Annotated in this window: 20 protein-coding genes and 1 riboswitch; of the genes, 6 read left to right on the forward strand and 14 right to left on the reverse strand. The window is 70.3% G+C overall.

All coding sequences use genetic code 11. The features are described from left to right. Window positions 1-12 precede the first annotated feature (12 nt). Both IO20_RS36255 and IO20_RS0104875 read left to right on the forward strand, forming a co-directional pair. Complete coding sequence (locus IO20_RS36255; protein WP_037634576.1) at window positions 13-237, forward strand: hypothetical protein; 225 nt, start codon at window positions 13-15, stop codon at window positions 235-237. 68 nt (window positions 238-305) lie between these two features. Continuing rightward, window positions 306-734: a type II toxin-antitoxin system Rv0910 family toxin gene (locus tag IO20_RS0104875; protein WP_030545746.1), complete on the forward strand. Its 429-nt coding sequence runs from the start codon at window positions 306-308 to the stop codon at window positions 732-734. Window positions 735-846: 112 nt separating this feature from the next. Here the strand turns inward: IO20_RS0104875 and IO20_RS0104880 are convergent, their stop codons facing one another. Next, window positions 847-1269, reverse strand: coding sequence for a PadR family transcriptional regulator (locus tag IO20_RS0104880; protein WP_030545744.1), 423 nt, complete (start codon window positions 1267-1269; stop codon window positions 847-849). A gap of 386 nt (window positions 1270-1655) precedes the next feature. Here IO20_RS0104880 and IO20_RS0104885 point away from each other — a divergent pair, with 386 nt between their 5' ends. Then, window positions 1656-2465, forward strand: coding sequence for a PhzF family phenazine biosynthesis protein (locus tag IO20_RS0104885; protein ID WP_030545742.1), 810 nt, complete (start codon window positions 1656-1658; stop codon window positions 2463-2465). A gap of 73 nt (window positions 2466-2538) precedes the next feature. On the opposite strand, the gene IO20_RS0104890 is transcribed toward IO20_RS0104885, so the two are convergent. Further along, window positions 2539-3264, reverse strand: a complete 726-nt coding sequence (locus IO20_RS0104890; RefSeq protein WP_245684869.1) for a CPBP family intramembrane glutamic endopeptidase — start codon at window positions 3262-3264, stop codon at window positions 2539-2541. 175 nt (window positions 3265-3439) lie between these two features. Next, entirely contained in the window at window positions 3440-4939 is a 1500-nt protein-coding gene (locus IO20_RS0104895; RefSeq protein WP_030545738.1) for a glutamate-cysteine ligase family protein, read from the reverse strand. Between the two features lie 483 nt (window positions 4940-5422). Here IO20_RS0104895 and IO20_RS0104900 point away from each other — a divergent pair, with 483 nt between their 5' ends. Together IO20_RS0104900 and IO20_RS0104905 are read left to right on the forward strand one after the other, a co-directional pair. Then, on the forward strand, window positions 5423-6013 hold the full coding sequence (locus IO20_RS0104900; RefSeq protein WP_030545736.1) for a hypothetical protein: 591 nt from the start codon (window positions 5423-5425) through the stop codon (window positions 6011-6013). 332 nt (window positions 6014-6345) lie between these two features. Then, window positions 6346-6552 carry a DUF5999 family protein gene (locus IO20_RS0104905; protein ID WP_030209668.1) on the forward strand — a complete coding sequence of 69 codons (207 nt, stop codon included), beginning with the start codon at window positions 6346-6348 and terminating at the stop codon, window positions 6550-6552. A gap of 139 nt (window positions 6553-6691) precedes the next feature. On the opposite strand, the gene gcvP is transcribed toward IO20_RS0104905, so the two are convergent. After that, window positions 6692-9577, reverse strand: a complete 2886-nt coding sequence (gene gcvP / locus IO20_RS0104910; protein ID WP_030545734.1) for an aminomethyl-transferring glycine dehydrogenase — start codon at window positions 9575-9577, stop codon at window positions 6692-6694. Between the two features lie 177 nt (window positions 9578-9754). Continuing rightward, window positions 9755-9853: riboswitch (glycine riboswitch) on the reverse strand. 113 nt (window positions 9854-9966) lie between these two features. On the opposite strand from gcvP, the gene IO20_RS0104915 reads away from it, so the two are divergent. Then, window positions 9967-10332 carry a PRC-barrel domain-containing protein gene (locus IO20_RS0104915; protein WP_030209680.1) on the forward strand — a complete coding sequence of 122 codons (366 nt, stop codon included), beginning with the start codon at window positions 9967-9969 and terminating at the stop codon, window positions 10330-10332. A 39-nt stretch (window positions 10333-10371) separates the two neighbouring features. On the opposite strand, the gene IO20_RS0104920 is transcribed toward IO20_RS0104915, so the two are convergent. From IO20_RS0104920 to clsA, 10 genes are all read right to left on the reverse strand, one after another. Next, window positions 10372-11808 (reverse strand): DNA polymerase IV, encoded by a 1437-nt coding sequence (locus IO20_RS0104920; RefSeq protein WP_051874234.1) that lies wholly within the window; start codon window positions 11806-11808, stop codon window positions 10372-10374. Between the two features lie 65 nt (window positions 11809-11873). Continuing rightward, window positions 11874-12530, reverse strand: a complete 657-nt coding sequence (locus IO20_RS0104925) for a MerR family transcriptional regulator (RefSeq protein ID WP_211270341.1) — start codon at window positions 12528-12530, stop codon at window positions 11874-11876. Window positions 12531-12722: 192 nt separating this feature from the next. Further along, entirely contained in the window at window positions 12723-13196 is a 474-nt protein-coding gene (locus IO20_RS0104930; protein WP_017238433.1) for a bifunctional nuclease family protein, read from the reverse strand. A 65-nt stretch (window positions 13197-13261) separates the two neighbouring features. After that, on the reverse strand, window positions 13262-14002 hold the full coding sequence (ftsR, locus tag IO20_RS0104935; RefSeq protein WP_030545725.1) for a transcriptional regulator FtsR: 741 nt from the start codon (window positions 14000-14002) through the stop codon (window positions 13262-13264). A 29-nt stretch (window positions 14003-14031) separates the two neighbouring features. After that, a complete protein-coding gene (locus IO20_RS38285) occupies window positions 14032-14973 on the reverse strand; it encodes an FHA domain-containing protein (protein WP_078945803.1) in 942 nt (313 codons plus the stop codon). Window positions 14974-15054: 81 nt separating this feature from the next. Beyond that, window positions 15055-15984 carry a DUF881 domain-containing protein gene (locus IO20_RS0104945; protein ID WP_078945802.1) on the reverse strand — a complete coding sequence of 310 codons (930 nt, stop codon included), beginning with the start codon at window positions 15982-15984 and terminating at the stop codon, window positions 15055-15057. 5 nt (window positions 15985-15989) lie between these two features. Next, window positions 15990-16322: a small basic family protein gene (locus IO20_RS0104950; RefSeq protein WP_015032176.1), complete on the reverse strand. Its 333-nt coding sequence runs from the start codon at window positions 16320-16322 to the stop codon at window positions 15990-15992. After that, the gene (locus IO20_RS0104955; protein ID WP_037634586.1) at window positions 16319-17248 is read right to left on the reverse strand and encodes a DUF881 domain-containing protein; all 930 of its coding nucleotides are present in this window, start codon (window positions 17246-17248) and stop codon (window positions 16319-16321) included. The genes IO20_RS0104950 and IO20_RS0104955 overlap by 4 nt, the downstream gene beginning before the upstream one ends. Window positions 17249-17346: 98 nt before the next feature. Then, entirely contained in the window at window positions 17347-19842 is a 2496-nt protein-coding gene (locus tag IO20_RS0104960) for a mannose-1-phosphate guanyltransferase (protein WP_030545716.1), read from the reverse strand. A 116-nt stretch (window positions 19843-19958) separates the two neighbouring features. Continuing rightward, on the reverse strand, window positions 19959-20567 hold the full coding sequence (gene clsA, locus IO20_RS0104965; protein ID WP_030545714.1) for a cardiolipin synthase ClsA: 609 nt from the start codon (window positions 20565-20567) through the stop codon (window positions 19959-19961). Between the last annotated feature and the right edge of the window lie 192 nt (window positions 20568-20759).

Here is a 20759-nt window from a genome sequence, read left to right on the forward strand (position 1 = left end):
CGTCCTCCGGTCGTGTTCTGGATGGTGGCTCTGCTCGCGCTCGACGGGCGGCAGTACGTCTACCGGGTGTACGCACCCCGGGAGGCACTGCCGGCCGATCTGTTCTGGGCCGCGTTCCACTGCCACGAGGAGGACGGGGCGCCCCGGGCCTCCGACAGCTTCGACGCGGCCGAGATCTGGTGGATCGGGGACGGCGCGGGACCGACCACCGCAGAACTGACGGTTCATCAGTATTGAATGTTCACGGCCGCCCGGCTACGTTCCGCGACACCGGAACCAGTGGGCACGCGTGAAGGGGTGGTCTCATGGCCGAAGTCAGCGCGGAGGCACGGATCGAGGCGCCGACCGGGAAGGTCTGGGCGCGCCTCACGGACTTCCCCTCGTACGGCGAGTGGAACGCCACCCACACCAGCTTCCCGAACGGCGGCCCGGAGGCCCTGGAGGCGGGCGCCACCTTCACCGAGAACATGAAGCTGATGGGCTTCCCCGCCGAGGTGCTCTGGACCGTCGAGGAGCTGGAGTCCGAGCGGGCCCTCGCCATCAAGGGCAAGGGCCCGATGGGCGTCGTCGTCACGACGCGCTACTCGCTGACGCCGGACGGGGAGGCGACGACCGTACGGATCGACGGCGGGTTCACCGGGGCGGCCGTCTCCCTGATGGCGGGCAAGCTGAAGGACTCGGCGACGGCGGCGCTGACGGAGTCCCTGCGCAAGCTCTCGGACCTGGTCACCTGACGCGGGCGCGGATGAGGGCCCCGCGGCGACCACGGGGCCCTCATCCGCACACCAGGTACCGGCCGACACGGCTCGGTCGCCGCCGACACGGCTCAGTCCTCGTCGGCCAGGATCAGTCCTCGTCGGCCAGGATCAGATACAGCTTCTTGCGGGCCTCGCCGATCACGGCGACCGCCTTCTGACGCTGCTCGGGAGTGCCGCTCTTCCAGACCTGCCCGAAGGCCTCCATCAGACCGAAACCGGCCTGACGCACCTCGTTCAGCGCCTCCCAGTCGACCCCGCGCCCGGCCTCCTCCCAGGGGGCGTCGGGCCCGCCCTCGGCCTCGGCGCGTCCGGTGTCGGTGAGCGTGAAGAGCTTCTTGCCGCCCTCGCTCGCGCTGGTGATCAGCCCCTCGTCCTCCAGCATTTGGAGGGTCGGGTAGACCGAGCCGGGGCTGGGCTTCCAGGCCCCGTCGCTCCGCTCGCCGATCTCGCGGATCATCTCGTAGCCGTGCATCGGGCGGTCCTTCAGGAGCGCCAGGATCGAGGCGCGCACGTCACCGCGCCGCGCCCTTCCCCGGCCCCCGCCGTGGCCACGCCCCCCGAAGGGTCCGCCACCGAGGGGCCCGCCGCCGAAACCCGGGCCGAAAGGACCGAACGCGGCACGCCGCCCCTCGAAGTCACCACGGGGGCCGGGGCCGCAGCCTCCACGGCCGGCTCCGTGTCCGTTTCCGTACTCGTGTCCGTGTGAACGCATCGCAACGCTCCTTCCATCGGGATTACATCGTTGAACGGTCGCGATGCCTCAACGATATATCGGAACTGTTCACCGAGCAAGCATGCCGACCTACCGGAACGGGGGGCCACGGGGCATCGGCCCGGTCCAGTGCCCCCCGATTGGCCTTGTTCCGCCGAAGTCCGCGCCCGGTAACGTACGGCGCCATGCGCATCCGAATCGTCGACGCCTTCACCGACCAGCCCTTCTCCGGAAACCCGGCCGGAGTCGTGCTCCTCGACTCCTTCCCGGACGACGCGTGGCTCCAGAAGGTCGCCGCGGAGGTCAACCTCTCCGAGACCGCCTTCGCCCACCCCCTGCCGGCCGGCGGCGAGGCGGACTGGGCGCTGCGCTGGCTCACCCCGACCACCGAGGTCGACATGTGCGGACACGCCACCCTCGCCACGGCACACGTCCTGCACTCCACGGGCACGGCGAGCGGCACCGTCCGCTTCTCCGCCCGCTGCGGCGTCCTCACCGCCACCGCCGAGACCGACGGCACGATCACGATGGACTTCCCGACCTCGTCCCTCGCCCCGGTCGCCGTCCCCGAAGGCCTGGAGAAGGCGCTCGGCGCCGATGTCCTCGCCGTCCACGACACGGCCGCCCACATCGGCGACCTCGTCGTCGAGCTGCACGACGAGTACACCGTGCGTGCGCTCGCCCCGGACTTCGCCGCCCTGAAGGGCCTCTCCTCGCGCGGCGTCATCGTGACCGCCGCCGCCGAACGCCCCGAGCTGGGCTACGACTTCGTCTCCCGCGGTTTCTTCCCCGCCGTCGGCATCGACGAGGACCCGGTGACGGGCAGCGCCCACACCGCGCTCGCCCCCTACTGGTCGGCCCGGCTCGGCCGCGACGACCTCGTCGGATTCCAGGGCGGCGCCCGTACGGGTCTCGTCCGTACGCGCCTGCGCGGCGAGCGCACCCTGCTGAACGGCCACGCGGTGACGGTCATCGAGGGCGAGCTGCACGCCTGACCGGCCCCGACCGCCGGCACACACACGAAGGGGCCGTACGGCAATCGCCGTACGGCCCCTCACCCATGCCGCGTCACACCGTCGGCAGCCAGCCCACCCTGCCCGCGAGCAACCCGTAACCGACGAAGGCCACGATGTCGAGGAGGGAGTGCGCCACGACCAGCGGCCCGACCCGGCCCCAGCGCCGGTACAACAGGACGAAGACCACGCCCATCACCACGTTGCCCACGAAGCCGCCGATCCCCTGGTACAGGTGGTACGAGCCGCGCAGCACCGCGCTCGCCATCAGGGCGGCCATCGGCGTCCACCCCAACTGCCCAAGGCGGCGAAGCAGATAACCGACGACGATGACCTCCTCCAGGACGGAGTTCTGGATCGCCGACAGGATCAGCACCGGGTACTTCCACCACACGTCGGGCAGCGACTCGGGGACCACGGTCAGGTTGAACCCGGTCGCCTGCGCCGCCAGGTAGAAGGCGAGTCCGGCGCTCCCGATGACCGCCGCGACCACCGTCCCGCGCCCGAGGTCCGGCCACGGCCGGCTCCGGTCGAAACCGATGGCCCGCAGCCCCGAACCCTCGCGCAGCAGCAGATGGGCGACCAGGACGACCGGCACGAGGGCCGAGGCGATGCCGAAGAGCTGCCAGGACAGGTCGAGCCACGGCCGACCCAGCGCGTACGAGCCGTTGAGCGACGCCGCCTGCTCCTTCAGCGGCCCGGACCTGGTGATCGAGCCGGTGAAGCTGATGAGCGACGACACCGCGCTCGCGCCGAGCGAGAGCGCCAGGACGATCAGCATCTCGGAGCGCAACACCCGGCGCGGCAGACCGTCGGGGGGCAGGGCGGCATCACTCACTCGTTGCTCCGACACCACACCTGTCTCCACTTCCCGGTCGCGGACGGACGCCGCCGCTGCGGCCCGACCACTGTGTCATGATCGGCCGCCGCCCCGCCCACGCCGCCGGGAAGCGAGATCAGTCGATCCCCACCGGCCAGGTGTGGACCGGTTCGCCCGCGTGCATGAGGGTCCGGTAGCGGCGGGTGGTCGCCGCGAGCGCCGCCGCGCGGTCGAGGCCCGAATCCAGCGCCAGGTGGAAGGTGTCGGCCTGCCAGGAGGCACCGTTCACCCGCCGCAGACAGCGCTGCTCGATCACCCCGAGGTAGAAGTCCCGGTCGGCGGGCTCGATGTGCCAGCCGTCGAGCCCGGCCGCGGCCATCGGCAGCAGCTCGTCGAGGACCAGCCGGACCGCGGGGACGGTCGCGATGCCGCCCGTGCGGCCCGAGCGGGGCCAGCGCAGCTCCGCCTCGATGCCGTGCCGGCATGCGGTGTCGAAGTTGGCCTCGGCGTCCTCGAAGGCCATCCGCTTCCAGATCGGCCTGGGGTCGTCGGCGAGCGAACGCACGAGCCCGTAGTAGAAGGCCGCGTTGGCGATGACGTCGGTGACGGTCGGCCCGGCCGGCAGCACCCGGTTCTCGACGCGGAGGTGCGGGACGCCGTCGACCCAGCCGTACACGGGCCGGTTCCAGCGGTAGACGGTGCCGTTGTGCAGGACGAGTTCCTGGAGGCGCGGCACCCCGCCCTCGTCGAGGACGAGCAGCGGGTCCTCCTCGTCGCAGATCGGCAGCAGCGCGGGGAAGTAGCGGAGGTTCTCCTCGAAGAGGTCGTACACCGAGTCGACCCACCGCTCCCCGAACCAGGTGCGCGGCCGGACGCCCTGGGACTGCAGCTCGGGCGGGCGGGTGTCGGTGGCCTGCTGGAAGAGCGGCGGCCTCGACTCCCGCCACAGTTCGCGGCCGAAGACGAAGGGCGCGTTGGCGCCGAGCGCGATCTGGACGCCGGCCACCGCCTGCGAGGCGTTCCACACGGCGGCGAAGCGGGCGGGCGTGACCTGGAGGTGGAGCTGGACCGAGGTGCAGGCCGCCTCGGGCACGATCGACTCCGATGTGCACAGGAGGCGTTCGACACCGTGGATGTCGAGCGTGAAGTCCTCGCCGCGCGCCGCGAGGATCTGGTCGTTGAGCAGCGTGTAGCGGTCGGCGGCCGACAGGTTCTCGAAGACCAGGTCGTCCTGGGTGAGCGTGGGGAGTATGCCGATCATGACGACCCCCGCGTCGAGTTCCGCGGCCTTGCGGTCGGCATATCCGATTCCGGTTCCGATCTCCTCGGCGAGCCGGTCGAATACACGCCCGTCGAGCTGGTGGGGAGCGATGTTCACTTCGAGATTGAACATTCCGAGTTCCGTCTGGAAATCGGGGCTCGCGATCTTTTCGAGCACCGGCGCGTTGAGCATGCGCGGCAGCCCGTCGGCACCGGCGAGATTGAGTTCGATCTCCACGCCCATGAGATTGCGCGGACGGTCGAACCGCTTCTCCGCCAGGAGTCTCGCGAGCCCCGCCAGACACTGCTGGAGCTTTCTCCGGTACTGCTGCCGGTCGGACGGGCCGAACCCGTCGGCCGCGACCTTGTCCCCCATCGAAGCGTCCCTCCGCGAGTGGGCAGCCGCCATGACGGCCGCGCGTCACGGACGATGATGCCCACCCCGCTGATCCACAACGCCTGCGGAAGAAGGCTGTCGGAGGATAGGCTTGATGCGGTACCCCACCGGCACACCCCGAAGGCAAGGACAAACGACATATACCAATGTCCTATTGTCCGGGAAACCCGGGTCGCAATTCAGCCGTCCGACTGCGCGAGGAATACGCAGGTGAGGACGGTGCGACCCGTACGATTCCGCTTCTACGCCCCATGTTTTACGGCTCGATGACGCCTTGCCAGGAATATGGGCGACGTCTAGCGGAAACACTGTGTGAACACGTGTCGTATAAACTCCGCGGACGAGGCAGAGTGTTGGCGCCCGGCCACGGCCCCTTACGGCCCCACCTCCGGCCCCGCCGCCGACAGCGCCGTCGTACCTGCCCACGCGTCACCGTGTCTCCTGAGCGAGAGGCGACCCACCATGCTCCGAAACTCCCCGGCCCCCGCGCCGGCCCTCCGTAGTGTCCTCGCGGCCCTCGGCTCGCCGACCGCCGTCCGCGAGGCGCGAACCCCCGCCCTGCGGGCAGCGCAGGGACCACTGAGCCCCGAACTCCCCCTGCCCGTCCACGTCCTGGGCGTCGCCGCGGCACCGGGGCACACGCCCGGCACCCGGCTCATCGGCTGGCGTTTCCTGATCAGGAGCGGGGGCCGAGCCATCGCCGCCGCGGACACCATGCTCACCCCCGACGGCTGGTCCTTCTCGCACTTCTTCGAGGGGCCCTACGTCGTCGCCACCGAGCGGGCGCTGCTCCAGGCGGAGGGGCTGCCCACCGCTTACCAGCCGCGGCTGCTCTCGGTGCCCGAGCTGTACATGCAGACCCTCTGGCTGCACGCCGAGCCCGGGGACCACGGCGCCACGACCACCCCGGGCGCGGCCGACCTGATGGTGCCGCTCGCCCCCGCGCCGCCGGGGATCGCGGCCCACCACGCGTACCAGGCCGCCGATCTCCTGCCCGTCCTCCGGATGCGTCTCGCGCCGCCGCCCCTCCTGGGCTCGGCGGCGCCCGCCTGATCCACCCCCCGCGCACCACCGCCCCGTGACCCGTCCGGGTCACGGGGTGCACTGCTGTCCGAGCACACCCTGTCGAACGCCTCGCCCGAACACTCCTCCCGGACGGACTAGCCCGCTGGGACCACCCCGAACCACCCGAAGGGACGGTGCAGTTGACCTGAACCGCCCCTGCGGGTGATGCGTCTTCCCAGGAAAGGACGAGCTGCCGCGAAATACCTGCGGAAGGCCGTCCATGGGGCAAGACTGGGACCGGACCGAACCGACCTACGGGGGCGGCGATGAGCGCGAAGAGCCGCAGGACATCCACTACGACGCAGCGAGAGAACCCACCCATGTGCCAGCACCAGCCCGCCTGTCCCACCGCCGACTCCGCCGACCGTGAGGCGGCCCGACTGACGGCACACCACCCGGAGCAGGGCTGGAGCCTGCTGTGCAACGGCGTCCTGCTCTTCGAGGACACCGGTGAACTGCTGCCGGACGGGCAGATCATCGCCCCGCACCGGCCGCTGACGGCGGGGCAGGTGGCGACCGCCGCCTGAGGGCACGGGGCAGTCACCGTACGAGGGACAGCGCGAGACATCCGAGGGACACCCGAGAGACGCCGAGGGCCGGCCCGGAGAAGATCTCCGGACCGGCCCTCACCTCATGCCTGAAGGCGACCCGGGGCCACCGTCATGCTCAGTTGTCGTACTCGTCCATCGGCGGGCAGGAGCAGACGAGGTTCCGGTCACCGAAGGCACCGTCGATCCGGCGCACCGGCGGCCAGTACTTGTCGGCGGCCGAGACCCCGGCCGGGAAGACCGCCTCGTCGCGGGTGTACGCGTGGTTCCACTCGCCGCCCAGCGCGGCCGCGGTGTGCGGGGCGTTGTGCAGCGGGTTGTCGTCGGCGGGCCACTGGCCGGAGGCGACCTTCTCGATCTCGGCCCGGATCGCGATCATCGTGTCGCAGAAACGGTCCAGCTCGGTCAGGTCCTCGGACTCGGTCGGCTCGATCATCAGCGTGCCGGCCACCGGGAACGACATCGTCGGCGCGTGGAAGCCGTAGTCGATGAGGCGCTTCGCGATGTCGTCGACCGTGACGCCCGTCGCCTTGGACAGCGGACGCAGGTCCACGATGCACTCGTGCGCGACGAGACCGGCCGGGCCGGTGTAGAGCACCGGGAAGTGCGGCTCCAGGCGCTTGGCGATGTAGTTCGCCGCGAGCACGGCGACCTGGGTGGCGCGCTTGAGGCCCTCGCCGCCCATCAGACGCACGTAGGACCACGAGATCGGCAGGATGCCGGCGCTGCCCCACGGGGCGGCCGAGATCGGGCCGACACCGGTCTCCGGGCCCGCGGTGGGCTGGAGCGGGTGGTTCGGGAGGTACGGGGCGAGGTGGGCGCGGACGCCGACCGGGCCGACGCCGGGACCGCCGCCGCCGTGCGGGATGCAGAAGGTCTTGTGCAGGTTCAGGTGCGAGACGTCGCCGCCGAAGTGGCCCGGCTTGGCCAGACCGACGAGCGCGTTGAGGTTGGCGCCGTCGACGTACACCTGGCCACCGGCGTCGTGCACCTCGGCGCAGATGTCGGCGACGTGCTCCTCGAAGACGCCGTGCGTCGACGGGTAGGTGATCATCAGCACGGACAGCTCGTCGCGGTACTGCTCGATCTTGGCGCGCAGGTCGGCCACGTCGACCTCGCCGTCGTCGGCGGTCTTGACGACGACGACCTTCATGCCGGCCATCACCGCGGAGGCGGCGTTGGTGCCGTGCGCTGAGGACGGGATGAGGCAGACCGTGCGCTGGAGGTCGCCGTTGGCGCGGTGGTAGGCGCGGACGGCGAGCAGACCGGCCAGCTCACCCTGCGAACCGGCGTTGGGCTGGATCGACACCTTGTCGTAGCCGGTGACCTCGGAGAGGCGCTCCTCCAGCTCGGTGATGAGCGTGAGGTAGCCCTGCGCCTGGTCGACCGGGGCGAAGGGGTGCATCTGACCGAACTCGGGCCAGGTCACCGCCTCCATCTCCGTCGTCGCGTTCAGCTTCATCGTGCAGGAGCCGAGCGGGATCATGCCGCGGTCGAGCGCGTAGTCGCGGTCGGCGAGCTTGCGCAGGTAGCGCAGCATCGAGGTCTCGGAGCGGTGCGCGTGGAAGACCGGGTGGGTCATGTACGCGTCGGAGCGCAGCAGACCGGCGGGCAGCCCGTCCTCGGTGGCGGCGTCGAGCGCCTCCACGTCGGCGGTGACGCCGAAGGCTCCCCACACGGCGGCGAGCTGGGCTCGCCCGGTGGTCTCGTCGCACGACATGGACACGTGGTCGGCGTCGACGCGGTAGAGGTTGACACCGGCCTCACGGGCCGCGGCCACGACGGCGTCGGCCTTGCCGGGCACGCGGGCGGTGAGGGTGTCGAAGAAGGCGCCCTGGGTGAGCTCCACGCCTCCGGCCGTCAGACCCGCGGCGAGGATCGCGGCGTACCGGTGGGTGCGGCGCGCGATGCCCTTGAGGCCCTCGGGGCCGTGGTAGACGGCGTACATGCCGGCCATGACGGCGAGCAGCACCTGCGCCGTACAGATGTTGCTGGTGGCCTTCTCGCGGCGGATGTGCTGCTCGCGGGTCTGGAGGGCGAGGCGGTACGCGCGGTTGCCGTCGGCGTCGACGGAGACGCCCACCAGTCGGCCGGGCAGGGAGCGGGCGTGCTTGTCCTGGACGGCCATGTAGCCGGCGTGGGGACCGCCGAAGCCCATCGGGACGCCGAAGCGCTGGGTGGTGCCGACGGCGATGTCCGCGCCCAGCTCGCCGGGCGAGGTGAGCAGGGTGAGCGCGAGCAGGTCGGCGGCGACGGTGACGATGGCGCCGAGCTCGTGGGCGGCGTCGACCAGCGGCTTGATGTCGCGGACGGCGCCGGAGGCGCCCGGGTACTGGACGAGCACGCCGAAGACACCGCGCTCGGCGACCTCGGCGGGGATGCCCTCGCTCAGATCGGCGACGACGACCTCGACACCGGTCGGCTCTGCGCGCGTCTCGATGACGGCGATCGTCTGCGGCAGGGCGTCGGCGTCGACGAGGAAGACACCGTTCTTGACCTTGCCGACACGGCGGGACAGCGCCATGGCCTCGGCGGCGGCGGTGCCCTCGTCGAGCAGGGAGGCGCCGGAGGTCGGCAGCCCGGTGAGGTCGGCGACGACCGTCTGGAAGTTCAGCAGGGCCTCGAGGCGGCCCTGGGAGATCTCCGGCTGGTACGGCGTGTACGCGGTGTACCAGGCCGGGTTCTCCATGACGTTCCGGAGAATGACGGGCGGGGTGAACGTCCCGTAGTAGCCGAGGCCGATCATCGGCGCGAGGACCTGGTTGCGGTCGGCGAGCGTACGCAGCTCGGCGAGGACCTCGGCCTCCGTGCGCGCGGCCGGCAGGTCCAGCGCCTCGGTGTTCTTGATGACGTCCGGCACCGCGGCGGCCGTGAGCTCGTCGAGCGAGCCGTAGCCGACCTGGGCGAGCATCTTGGCGCGCGCCTCGGCGTCGGGCCCGATGTGCCGCTGCTCGAACGGGATGCCCTGTTCGAGCTCGGAGAGCGGAATACGGTTGGCGGTCATGTACGGAGGCCTCCTGGTCGTCACGACCTGCGAGGGGCACCACGGCGCGGGTACCCGGACGGCCTCCCCCTCTGTCATCTCAACCTGAGAGTTTCACCGGCACGCCTCGCGGCACGCCGGCTTTCACCGTCGGTGAGAGCGCATGCCGTCGGACACCGCTCTGCTTTCCAGAGTGACCTCGTCCGTGCGGTACAGGGGCCTGAGAGATTCCGGGGAGGATTTGCTCCTTCGGCGTCCACCGGAAGGTTTCTCCGGGGACTCTCCCGCACAGGGTCGACAGCCACAGCCAGCCTACCAGCGAGGTTGCGGCTCCCATCGCTCAAGTGGCCGACATCCCAGATGTGCACTTTCGTAGGGGTGTAGAGCAGTTGCGACCAGTTGGAGGGACCGTGCAGACCGATATCGATCCGCGCAGCCTGATCGGCCGCAAGGCGTTCGACCGTAACGGACACAAGATCGGAACCGTGGACGAGGTGTACCTGGACGACGCGACCGGCATCCCGGAGTGGGCGGCGGTCCGCACCGGCCTCTTCAGCCGGGACGCCTTCGTCCCCCTGGACCCGAGCGAGCTGCTCGCCGACGGACTCCACATCCCGTACGAACGGGCGCTCATCAAGGACGCCCCCGACTTCGGCGTGGGCCGCCACCTCTCCCCCGAGCAGGAACTCCAGCTCTACCGGCACTACAGCCTGACCCTGCCCCCACCTCCCACGGACACCCCGGACACGGACTTCGGCCGCCTGGCGGGCCAGTAGGACCCGTGCCACCACGAGCCCGGCCCCCAGGGGCCGGGCTCACCCCGTTCCGGCCACCCCGACGCCCCCGGCGTCGACCCCCCTGTCCACCAGCGGCAACGCCTCCCCCGGCACCAGCTCCGGATCGTCCACCGCGAACGTCCGCACCCGCCCCGGCTCCGACCACGTCGGCTCCTCGAACCGCACGGTGACCCTCCCGACCCCGCTGCCCTGCACCCACCCCGCCCCGTACACGGCGTGCCGTACGTCGTTCCCCGGCGCCCAGTGCCGCTCCACCGCCCCCTCGGCCTCGGGCTCGACCGCGGGCTCGGGCACGACGGAGGTCTCGGCCGCGGCCACGGCGACCTCCCCCGCATCGCCGGCCTGGCCCTCCGCCTCCGCCCTGGCCTCCGCCTCCGCCCTGGCCTCCGCCTGCGCGAACAGGTCCTCCTGCGTGTAGTCCGCGAGCCCGCTCACCCCGACCCCGAGCAACCGCACGCCACCCGTCGTGTCCACCGCCTCCAGGAGCCGTCCCGCCGCCTCGCGCACCACGACCACGTCGTCCGTCGGGCCCCGCAGCGTCTCGGACCGTGTCAGGGTCGAGAAGTCGTACCGCCGCACCTTCAGGACGATGGTCCGCCCCGAGTGCCCCGAGGCCCGCAGCCGGCCCACGCACCGCTCCGCGAGCCGATCCACCTCGGTCCTGATCCGCACGCGGTCGTGCAGGTCCACGTCGAAGGTGTCCTCGACGGACACCGACTTGGCGTCCCGCTCGGCCACCACGGGCCGATCGTCGTACCCCTGGGCCATCCGGTACAGGGAGGCCCCGTGCGACCGTCCGAGGAGCCGTACGAGCTCGTCCTCGCCCGCTTCGGCGAGGTCGGCGACGGTGGTCATGCCGGCCCGCCGCAGGTGCTCCCCGGTCGCCGGGCCGACACCCGGCAGGATCCGCACCGACCGCGGCCCGAGGAGCTCCCGCTCGGTGCCGGGTTCGATCAGGACGAGCCCGTCGGGTTTGGCCTCCTCTGAGGCGATCTTCGCGATCATCTTGGACCCGGCGAGCCCCACGGACCCGGTCAGACCGGTCGCCGCGAGGATCTCGACGCGCAGCCGCTCCCCGGCGGCCCGGGCGCTCAGGCTGTCGTCGGCCACCTCACCCGCCTCCAGGTCCACGAACGCCTCGTCGAGGCTGAGCGGCTCCACGAGCGGGGAGAGCCGTCCGAGCAGCTCCATGACCTGCTCGCTGATCGACCGGTAGAAGGAGAAGCGCGGGACGAGGAAGGCCGCGTTGGGTGCGAGCCGCCGCGCCTGCCCCATCGGCATGGCCGAGTGCACTCCGAACCTGCGCGCCTCGTACGACGCGGTGGCCACCACGCCCCTCGGACCGAGACCGCCGACGATCACGGGTTTTCCGCGCAGGCTGGGCTTCGCCGCCTGCTCGGCGGCGGCGAAGAACGCATCCATGTCGAGATGCAGGATCGTCGGCGCGGCTCTCACGTATCCGATGCTGCCTTACGCCACTGACAACGCCGCACGGGACGCATCGAGGAGCGAGAGGCTCCTCAGACCGCCTTGTCCCGCCGCCGCCTGGCCAGCTCGTCCCCGGGGTTGTGCCCCACGAGCGTCTCGCCCGTGTCGACCCGCTCCCCGTGCAGCTGCGAGAGCGCCGCCTCGACATCCCGCCAGACCACGCCGACGGCGATGCCGAAGACGCCCTGGCCACCCTGGAGCAGGTCGACGACCTCGTCCGGCGAGGAGCACTCGTACACCGTGGCCCCGTCGCTCATGAGCGTCATCCGCTCCAGATCGCGGAAGCCCCGCGCGCGCAGATGCTGCACGGCGGCCCGGATGTTCTGCAGGGCCACGCCGGTGTCGAGGAAGCGCTTGACGATCTTCAGCACGACGACGTCGCGGAAGCTGTAGAGCCGCTGTGTCCCCGACCCGTAGGCGGGCCGCACGCTCGGCTCCACGAGCCCCGTACGCGCCCAGTAGTCCAACTGGCGATAGGTGATCCCGGCCGCGGCGCAGGCCGTCGGGCCCCGGTAGCCGACCACCTCGCCCGCCGCGCCCGGGCCCTCGCCCGGTTCTGTGCCGCTCAGTCCGGTGCCCGCACCGGTGCCCGTACCGAAGTCGCCCACACTGCCGTGAAGCGGATACGGGCCGCTCTCTCCGGACGCGCGTCCGAGCGAGCTCCCTGCCGTACCGTCCGCGCTGCTCATCACGCCGACCCTCCGTCCTTGACCTGCCCACACGAAGGTAGGCAGTCACTCGGGGTGCGTCAACGATCGCCACACTCGGCACGCCGAGTGATAATCACCCTGAGAGTGGTTTCCCGTATCTCTCGCCGGGGAAAGGCTACTCGAATGCTCTGACGGCACCCCGCGAACGGCGCGCGGCCGCGTCGCTCCGCGTCACTGACTGTTGGTCCCGAAATCCTCCGGTGAGATCTGGTCGAGGAACTCGCGGAACTTCTCCACCTCGTCCTCCTGCTCGTCCGGAATCGCGATACCGGCGTCGTCCAGCACACCGTCACTGCCGAAGATCGGCGTTCCGGTCCGAAGGGCGAGCGCTATCGCGTCCGACGGCCGCGCACTCACCTCGACGCCGCTGGCGAAGACCAGTTCGGCGTAGAAGACCCCGTCACGCAGATCCGTGATGCGGACTTCGGTGAGTTCCTGTCCCACAGCCTCCAGCACGTCCTTGAACAGGTCGTGCGTCAGCGGCCGCGGCGGGGCCATCCCCTGCTGGGCGAAGGCGATCGCGGTCGCCTCCCCCGGTCCGATCCAGATGGGGAGGTACCGATCGCCTCCCACTTCACGCAGGAGCACGATCGGCTGGTTGGAGGGCATTTCCACCCGGACACCCACAACGTCGAGCTCGTTCACACAGCAACCCTAGGACGTGCCCGACCGGTTTGGATAGTCGGGCCCCTCCAAGGCCGCCCTGGACGTCACTGGAGACGGATGCCCAGAGCGGTCTGTACGAGGGCCGCGTGCAGCCTCACCGACTGCGCGGCCAGCTCCTGGGCGGTGGCCTCCGCATGCGCTCTGGTCTGCGGATTACGGTGCCGGCGGAGCGGCGCGACGACCTGTTCGATCAGTCCGGCCTCCCGGTCCGCGGCCGCCTTGACGGCCCGCAGGTGCCGGGGTTCGAGACCGAATCTCCCCAGATCCGCGACAAGCCGCGCGACGGTCACGCTCTCGGGGTCGTAGCCGCCGCTGTCCGCCTCGGAGATCAGCCCGTACGACTCCCACTCCGCCAGCTCGGTCTCGGTGACCTCGGCCGCGGCCAGCAGCTCGGCGCGCCCGATCCGGGCGGCGGTGGGCGGCTCCGCGTCCTGCTCCCAGGCACCCTCGAGCAGGTTGGACCGGCGCCCCGGGGCCGGGAGCTTGATCTGCTCTCCCCTGGCGAGGGCGTCGAGGTGTTCGCGGATGACCTTCAGCGGAAGGTAGTGGTCCCGCTGCATCCGCAGGATCTGGGCGAGCCGCTCCACGTCCTGCGGGCTGAACTTCCGGTACCCGGAGGCCGTACGCCGGGGCTCCACGAGCCCCTCGGCCTCCAGGAACCGGATCTTGGAGATGGTCACTTCGGGAAATTCGTCGCGCAACTGGTTCAGCACCGTGCCGATGCTGACCAGCCTGTCGCCCGCGGCGGCGCCGGTTCCGGCGCCGCCCGTCGGTGTTCGCAGCATGGACCTTCCCTGAAGGCTTCTCCGAGGCGTCAGACGCCCCGCCGGCTCGAGTGGAAGACCAGCCGGTACTTGCCGATCTGCACCTCGTCGCCGTTGGACAGAACGACCGAGTCGATCGGCTCACGGTTGACGTACGTGCCGTTGAGGCTGCCGACATCGGAAACGGTGAAGCTGCCGTCCTGGCCCCGCCGGAACTCGACATGCCGCCGGGAGACCGTGAAGTCGTCCAGGAAGATGTCGCTCTGGGGGTGACGGCCGGCCGTCGTCAGCTCGCTGTCGAGCAGGAACCGGCTGCCCGAGTTCGGCCCACGGCGCACCACGAGGAGCGCGGAACCCAACGGCAGGGCCTCGACGGCCGCCAGCGCCTCGGGAGAGAGCGCGGGCAGCTGGGTCTGGCCGGTGACCTCCGCGTCGTAGGCCTCGAGGCCCGAGATGGAGATCGTGGACGTCGTCTCCGACGGACGCTCGGCGGCGGCCCCGCCCCGCAGCGGCGTGCCGCAGTGGGAGCAGAAGCGGCTGTCCGCCGTGTTGCGGTGACCGCACCTCGTACACACCGGCATGGACGCATCCTCCTGCCGCGGCTGCCCCGCCGAGGTCTGTGTCGCGTACGGATCAGAGGTAAACCCTCCACCCATACCTGAGGTTGATGGTTCTCCGAAACCTATGCGGGCGGCCCCGGCGGGGTCAACAGACGACGCGCCCGGAGTGCCCGGAATGTCACCGCCCTGACCCTCGACCTCGTCGCGGAAGAGCGGGCGCTCGCCGCCCTGCTCCTCACTCTGGGCATGGCGCGGCGCGCGGTGCCTGGCGTTGCCGCCGTCCTCGCGTGCGCTCTTGCCGAACAACTTCGCAAACAACTTCACGGGCGATTCCCCTTGACCGAAACAGACCCGCCCGTGGGGCAGGACGAACCGAGATCCATCACACCTGCCGACCCGGACACCTTCACAACGTCCGTATCCTCCGGACAGTTTCCACCACGCACCACCGTTGTGGTGCGCCGACCCCCCGCAACGCCATGCCCTTGTCGCGGGACCCCCCTCGTCCCCCTCTCACTGGGAGGACGACTGAGCGTAGTCAGGCCGCTTCGCGGGTCGCAAGGCGTCGACGACGATCTTCGCCGACCGCTCCACCGTGGCCGTGGCCTGCTCCTTCTCCAGGGTCTGCACGACACCGCCGGGGATGTTGAGCGCGGGCTCGAGGTCCTCCGGCTTGCCGATGACCTTGAAGACGTACGGAGCGGCCACCTTCGTTCCATCGATCCGCATGTCATTGCCGCTACCGGTGAAATAACTGTCCGCGACCACCCGCACACCGTTGACCTGGATCGCCTCGGCGCCCGCGGCACGCAGCTCCTGGATGGCGTCCAGCAGCATGTCCGACTCGACGGCCCCGGTGGGATCGCCGACGGTCAGGGTGATGCCCGGACCCTCGGCGGCCACGGTGCCGGCCAGGATGCCGAGCTGCTGCTCCTTCTCCTGGGTCTGCTTCCGGGCCTCCTCGGCCTGGTCGGAGCTGGACTCCAGCTCGGTGCGCTGCTTCTCCAGCCGCGCCTTCTCGTCCTCCAGGCGCTGCGTACGGTCGTCGAGCTCGTCGAGGATCCGCACCAGGTCCTCCTGGCGCGCCCCGCGCAGCGCGCTGTTGTCGCTGGTCGAGGAGACCTGGATGGCCAGGCCCAGACCGAGCACGAACAGCAGCAGGGCCACGATGAGTTGCGCCCGGGTCACCCGAAGCGGCCACAGCGCGGAGACCAGCCTCCGGCGCCCACTCGGCTCGGCCGCGGGCGCGGGCGCGTCCTCGCGCCGCGTCCCGGACGTCGTGGGCGCGGCCTTGGCGGCACCTTCGGAGCTCTTGGAACCCTCGGCGCTCTCGGAACTCTCGGGCTTCCGGGAGTCGGGGTTCGGGGGGTTCTCGGGGTTCTCGGGGTTCTCGGGGTTCTCGGGGTTCTCGGAGTTCGCGGCGTTCTCAGGGTTCTCGCTCATCGGCCTCACGCCCGGAAGACATGGCGCCGGATGGCGGCCGCGTTGGAGAAGATCCGGATGCCGAGCACGACGACCACACCGGTCGACAGCTGCGCGCCCACGCCCAGCTTGTCACCCAGGAAGACGATCAACGCGGCCACGACCACGTTCGAGAGGAACGACACCACGAAGACCTTGTCGACGAAGATGCCGTCGAGCATGGCCCGCAGGCCGCCGAAGACCGCGTCGAGGGCGGCGACCACGGCGATCGGAAGATAGGGCTCGACCACCGCCGGAACTTCGGGGCGGACCAACAGTCCGACCACGACTCCGACGATCAGGCCCAGTACGGCGATCACGATGTGCCCTTCCCTGTGTCGGCCGTGGCCCGACCGGAGGGCGTCGCCGCCCCGGCCCCCCTCGGCTCTGCGGTACGTACGGTCAGGCTCGGCGCGGCCGGCAGGCGTACGTCGCCCTCGGCCGAGATACCGCTCCTGATCCCGAAGTTCTCCACCAGCGCGTGCAGGTACTGCCCGTCGGCGCTGTCCTGGAACGCGGTGCTCAACCGCTGCCCGTCCCCGATAGCGAGGACGGTGTACGGCGGCACCAGCGGCTTGTTGTCGACCAGTATGGCGTCACCCGCGGCCCGGATCGCGGACAGCGATGTCAACCGCTGGCCGTTGATGGCGACCGCCTCGGCGCCGGACTCCCAGAGCCCGTTGACCACTCGCTGCATGTCCCGGTCGCGCACCCGGCCCGTGTCGGAGAAGCCACTGCTCTCACGCGGCCCGCCGCCACCGGTGTCGGTGTCCTTGGCGTCGTCGACGACGAGCTTCACCCCGGGCCCGTGCACCGGCGTCGCGCCCGAGAGCAGCCCCACGAGCTCGCCCTGATCACCGCCGTGCTGTTGCAGGGCCTGCCGCTGACGCTCCCCGACCTCGGTACTGATGCGTTCGACGTCGCGCTCCAGCTGATCGGCCGCCGACGTCTCCGCCTCGATCCGGTCGATGAGCTCCTGCCGCTCCTTGGCGACGACCGGCGCGGAGATCCGCGCCTCGGCCGCGCCCACGGTCACCACGGCGGCGGCGAGCAGCAGACCCCCGGCCACGCCGAGCTTGGTCCGCAGGCTCCGGGGCAGCCCGCCACCGTCGGCAGCGCGCCGCGCGGTCGCCTCCGCGTAGCCGTCGTCGAGCGCGTGGTCGATCACGTTGTTCAGCAGCGACATGGACGCGTCCGGGCGTGGCGGCGGTGATCCGGTGCTCCGAACGGGGGGCTGCTGCGACATGCCGCACATCGTCGCACGTCGCACGACCTACCGCCGAATGGCCCCTCCGACTGGCGGGGAGGCCCCCTGGGGCCCCCCCCCGCCGGACGGTTGTCGCGTCAGTTGCCCGCGCTGTCGACCACCGCGGCCCACTCGTCGAGCAGGGCCTGTGCGGAGGCGTCGTCGGGCCCCTCCGCCCACAGATGGGTGACGGCCTCCGCGGGGTCGGGCAGCACCATCACCCACCGCCCGTCGGCCTCGACCACGCGCACGCCGTCGGTGGTGTCCACGGAGCGGCTGCCCGCCGCCTCGACCACTCGGCGCATCACGAGACCCTTGACGGCCCACGGGGTCGCGATGTCCCTCTTGAGGACGTGCGCCCGCGGAATCCGCGCGTCGATCTGGCTCAGCGTGAGCTGGGTCCGCGCGACGAGCCCGATGAGCCGCACGAAGGCGGCGGCACCGTCGAAGACGCTGCTGAACTCGGGCACGATGAACCCGCCGCGCCCGTCCCCGCCGAAGATCGTCGACTCCTCGCGTCCGACCCGTGTGAGGTCGTCGGGCGAGGTGGTCGTCCACTCCACCTGGGTGCCGTGGTAGGCGGCGACCTGTTCGGCGATCCGGGTCGTGGTCACCGGCAGCGCGACCCGTCCGGAGCGCCGCTCGGCCGCCACCAGGTCGAGGAGGACCAGGAGCGCCCGGTCGTCCTCGATGATCCGCCCGCGCTCGTCCACGAGCGAGAGCCGTTCGCCGACGGGGTCGAACCGCACCCCGAACGCCGCCCGTGCCGAGGCCACGATCTCCCCCAGTCTCACCAGGCCGGCCCGCCGGCTCTCCACCGACTCGGTGGGCCGCGACTCGTCGAGACCGGGGTTGATCGTCAGCGAGTCGACCTGGAGCCGTCCCAGCAGGCTGGGCAGCACGAGCCCGGCACTTCCGTTGGAGGCGTCGACGACGACCTTGAGCCCTGCTTCGGCGATCCCGGTGGTGTCGACGTTCCGCAGCAACGAGCCGGTGTACGAGTCGAAGACGCTCGCCGGGAAGGAGAGGTCACCGATCTCCCCGGGGAAGGCCCGCCGGTACTCCTGCCGTGCGAACACCCGGTCGAGTTTCCGCTGCCCGCCCTGGGAGAGGTCCGCCCCGCGTTCGTCGAAGAACATGATGTCCACGGAGTCGGGCACCCCGGGCGAGGTCCGCACCATGATGCCGCCGGCACTTCCCCGGGCGGTCTGCTGCCGCGCCACAGGCAGCGGTACGTTCTCCAGGTCTCGTACGTCGATGGCACTGGCCTGCAGCGCCGAGATCACCGCCCGCTTCAGAGCCCGCGCACCGCGGGAGTGGTCGCGGGCCGTGGTGACGGTCGAGCCCTTCTTCAGGGTCGTGGCGTACGCCCCGGCGAGGCGTACGGCCAGCTCAGGGGTGATCTCCACGTTGAGGATGCCGGAGACGCCCCGGGCCCCGAAGAGATGGGCCTGACCACGGGACTCCCAGATGACCGAGGTGTTGACGAAGGCGCCGGCCTCGATCGTCTTGAACGGGTAGACCCGCACGTTGCCCTGCACGATCGATTCCTCACCGACCAGGCACTCGTCCCCGATGACGGCTCCGTCCTCGATCCGGGCGGCCCGCATGATGTCGGTGTTCTTGCCGATCACGCAGCCGCGCAGATTGCTCTGCGGACCGATGTAGACGTTGTCGTGGACGACGGCCTTGTGCAGGAAGGCGCCGCTCTTGACGACCACGTTGGAGCCGACGACGGTGTGCTCACGGATCTCGGCACCGGCTTCGACCTTGGCGTAGTCGCCGATGTAGAGCGGCCCGCGGAGCACGGCGTCGTGGTGCACCTCGGCCCCTTCGGCGACCCACACGCCGGGCGAGATCTCGAAGCCGTCGATGTCGACCTGGACCTTGCCCTCCAGGACGTCCGCCTGGGCCTTCACATAGCTCTCGTGGGTGCCCACGTCCTCCCAGTAGCCCTCGGCGACATAGCCGTAGATCGGCTTGCCTTCCTTCATGAGCTGCGGGAACACATCACCCGACCAGTCGACCGGAACATCCGCCTCGACGTAGTCGAAGACCTCGGGCTCCATCACGTAGATGCCCGTGTTCACGGTGTCAGAGAAGACCTGGCCCCACGTGGGCTTCTCCAGGAAGCGCTCCACCTTCCCCTCTTCGTCGACGATCGTGATGCCGAATTCCAGTGGATTCGGCACCCGGGCGAGGCAGACCGTGACGAGGGCGCCCTTCTCCTTGTGGAAGGCGATGAGATCGGTGAGATCGAAATCGGTGAGCGCGTCCCCCGAAATGACGAGAAAGGCGTCGTCCTTCAACGCTTCCTCGGCGTTCTTCACACTGCCCGCTGTACCGAGCGGCTTCTCCTCGTTGGCATACGTGAGCTCCATCCCGAGCTCCTCGCCGTCGCCGAAGTAGTTCCTGACGAGAGAGGCGAGAAACTGCACGGTGACGACGGTCTCGTTGAGACCGTGCCTCTTGAGCAGTCGTAGGACGTGCTCCATGATCGGCCGGTTCACCACCGGCAGTAGAGGCTTGGGCATGCTCGAGGTCATGGGGCGAAGTCGAGTTCCTTCGCCACCGGCCATCACGACGGCCTTCATGTCGGAAGCGTCCTCCTTGAAGAGACGACGGTCCTGCCGACTTCACCTGTCCGCTCAGCGGCCCTCAGAGGTCCTCGTTGTTGCCGGCGACGCTGCTCGGCACAGGACGGACGGGCTCAATCGGCCGAGGTATCCGCCTTCACGAGTCGACGGACCTGGACCACGTAGAGGATCCCTGCCCACCAATACAGAGTTGTACCCCATCCGGCGAAAGCCCATCCGAAAACTTCAGCGAGTGACGAAAGCCAACCCGTTCCGTCACTGAGAAGCAGCAACGGGAACGCGTACATCAAGTTGAATGTCGCAGCTTTGCCGAGGAAGTTCACTTGCGGCGGCGGGTAGCCGTGCCGGCGAAGGATTCCGACCATCACGAGGAGCATGGCCTCGCGCGCCAGCAGAGCGGCAGCCACCCACCAGGGCAGGATCTCCCGCCATGTGAGCCCGACCAGGGTGGACAGGATGTACAACCGGTCAGCGGCCGGGTCGAGCAGCCGGCCGAGGTTGCTGATCTGGTTCCAGCGCCTGGCCAGCTTGCCGTCGAGATAGTCGCTGACGCCGCTGAGCATCAGGACGAGAAGCGCCCAGCCATCACTCTTGGGCCCGCCGAACTCCGGCCGGAGAATCAGCCACAGAAACAGCGGCACGCCGAGGAGGCGCGCCATGCTGAGAATGTTGGGGATGGTGAGGACCCGGTCGGTCTGAACGCGAGTCTCCTGGACCTCCACCCGGGGCCTCCTGCTGGGAACGTACGGACGATGCCCCCTGACCTTACCCGCAGCCACGACCCCCCCGGCACACAGGGGGCCGCCACCCGCTCCAGAACGCAAAAATGCCTCAACCCCCGGACAGAGTCCGGGGGTTGAGGCTAAAAATTGTTCGGCGGCGTCCTACTCTCCCACAGGGTCCCCCCTGCAGTA

Origin of the sequence: Streptomyces exfoliatus, from assembly GCF_000725545.1 — a bacterium.
GTDB lineage: Bacteria > Actinomycetota > Actinomycetes > Streptomycetales > Streptomycetaceae > Streptomyces > Streptomyces exfoliatus.